The sequence below is a fragment of the Bacillota bacterium genome (assembly GCA_040754675.1).
Taxonomy (GTDB): domain Bacteria; phylum Bacillota; class Limnochordia; order Limnochordales; family Geochordaceae; genus Geochorda.
The window spans coordinates 1-2,191 of sequence record JBFMCJ010000642.1 but is presented as its reverse complement, the minus strand read 5'-3'; the positions used below and the strand labels follow the sequence as shown (position 1 = coordinate 2,191).

Genomic DNA, 2,191 nt, shown 5'->3' with positions numbered 1-2,191 from the left:
GCGCCATGGAACCGGACAACCGAAACGTCCTCTTTGCCATCGAAGCCAACCACGGCCCCTTCATCGACGCCATCTTCGACCCCCGCTACACCATCTACCCCCTCAACCCCAAGCCCGTGGAACGCCATCGCGATAGGTTCCGCCTGGCCCGCACCAAGACCGACTGGATCGACGCCCGCGTCCTCGCCGACATCCTCCGCACCGACCGCCAGGCCTACCAGCCCCTCAAGCCCGACAGCGAGAAAACAACCATGCTCCGCCTGCTGGGCCGGGATTGCGCCGAGCTCGAGAAGACCCAAACCATGCTCAGGAACCAGCTCCGCTCCGCCCTGCTCTGCTACTTCCCTTTGGCTACCGAACTGTTCTCCGACTTGGCCAGCCCCACGGCCTTGGCATTCCTCAAAGCCTACCCCACCCACCAGGAGGCCCGCAGAGCCACACCAGAGGCCCTGGAAGCCCTCCTCCGCGCGCACCGGTACCCGAAAGCCGCAAAGAAGACAAGGGAACTCTACCAGGCCCTGCAACGAGCTCCGTTCGCCGCCCGGCCCGCTATGTCTGCGGCCAAGCAAATGCTGGTCGCCACCCTGGTGGTCCAGCTGGAGGTCCTCAACGCCCGCATCTCCGAGTACGGGAAGGAGATCGACGCCCTGATGCAAGAGCATCCTGACAGCGTCATCTTCACCAGCCTCCGCGGAGATGGTACATGCCTCGCTGCCAGGATGCTCGGGGACCTGGGCGACGACCGGGACCGCTACCCCGACGTCCGGGTCGTCCAGGCCCGCGCCGGAACGGCGCCCGCCACGCGCCAGTCCGGCAAATCCCGGGTGGTAGTGTTCCGCAACGCCTGCGTCAAACCCTTCCGGGAAACCATGTACCTCTTCGCTTTCTCCAGCACCAGGTGGTGTTCCTGGGCCAGGGACTACTACCGCGAGAAGCGGGCGGCCGGCAAGACGCACAGTCAAGCCCTGCGTGCACTCGGCAACATCTGGCTCAAGATAATCTTCGCCATATGGAAGAAACGTACGCCCTACGACGAGGCTCGCCTCATGGCTGCCAGGCTCACCGCTGCTCAACACCGCACCCCCGCCCAGCAACTTGCTTAACATGACCCACCCGCCCCACCTGACATAGGGTGTCCTTCTTCTTCATCAATCGGGGAAACCGAACCGCTACGCTTCAACCCGGGCCTTAGCCTCCCACGTTGTCAAGGGTCTTGTGCCGTGGGTTTCCGCGGCCGACCCCCACTCGTTCTCTAGGCTGCTTTCGCTACCCTGAGGGCTCTCAGCCACGCCGCCGGGGCATTGTTCCCATTATTCGCCAAAGCAGTTAAGATTCCTTCCGTACGTCTGTTTCAGATAGCTTGCACCCCACCGAGCAAGTCAGGGTTCATATTTCGTCATTTTTCGCGTGCCTGGGATCCTATGGTTGGGCAAGAGCATCAGCCACGGGGGCCACACCCAATCCGCTGCCAATAAGCCTGCGCGAGACAAGCAGTGAGCAGCCGGGTGCCTACAGCCCTTGAGCAAGCCGGGTGGCGGTGTGGCTCCGGGCACGTACCGTGGGCACCGCATGAACCCCGGAGCGCAGCTCAGCTTTAGAGCCCACCAACTGGGGAGGTCAGAAGTAACGATGCCCTCGCCAAACTCGGCGTCGCGCTTCCCGCGCCTGATTCCTGTCCGTCAATACTTCGTTTCCCGGCCGCTCGGAGGCGGCCCGGGAGGCCGCCGGATCGGGCTTTAGCAAGACACCCTGTGTCAAGTAGGGCGGGTGGGTAGGCGGGTAGGCCATGTTAAGCAACCTGCTGAGCGGGCGTGCGCTGTTGGCCAGCAGTCAGTCAGGCAGCCATGAGGCGGGCCTCGTCGTAGGGTGCGCGGTTCTTCCACATGGCGAAGATTATCTTGAGCCAGATGTTGGCGAGGGCTCGGATGGCTTCGCTGTGCTTCTTGTCGGCCGCCCGAGGCCTCGTCAGAGGCAGAAAGCACGTTTCGTTTATCCGTTTCGGTGGCGGCCGGCGATCTCTGCGAGCAAGTCCGCGCCGCGTCGCCGGACTTGGGACCTCGATCTCGGTGTAGGTTTTCTTGTTGTCCCTGATGCAGACGCGGTGGGCCTTTTCCTTCCTCCGACTGCCTCCTAAAGTTGCGGTGCTTCCTCGCGAGGCACGCCACCCATCGATGGTAGCCCGCGGCGAAGG

Annotated in this window: 2 protein-coding genes; one reads left to right on the top strand and one right to left on the bottom strand. The window is 63.3% G+C overall.

The annotated features are described in order from the left end of the window. Positions 1–1,103 (top strand): transposase (locus tag AB1609_21980; protein ID MEW6049104.1); only part of this gene is annotated, 1,103 nt, incomplete at its 5' end. Positions 1,104–1,834: 731 nt separating this feature from the next. Here AB1609_21980 and AB1609_21975 read toward each other — a convergent pair. After that, a partial coding sequence (locus AB1609_21975) for a hypothetical protein (protein ID MEW6049103.1) occupies positions 1,835–2,191 on the bottom strand: 357 nt, incomplete at its 5' end.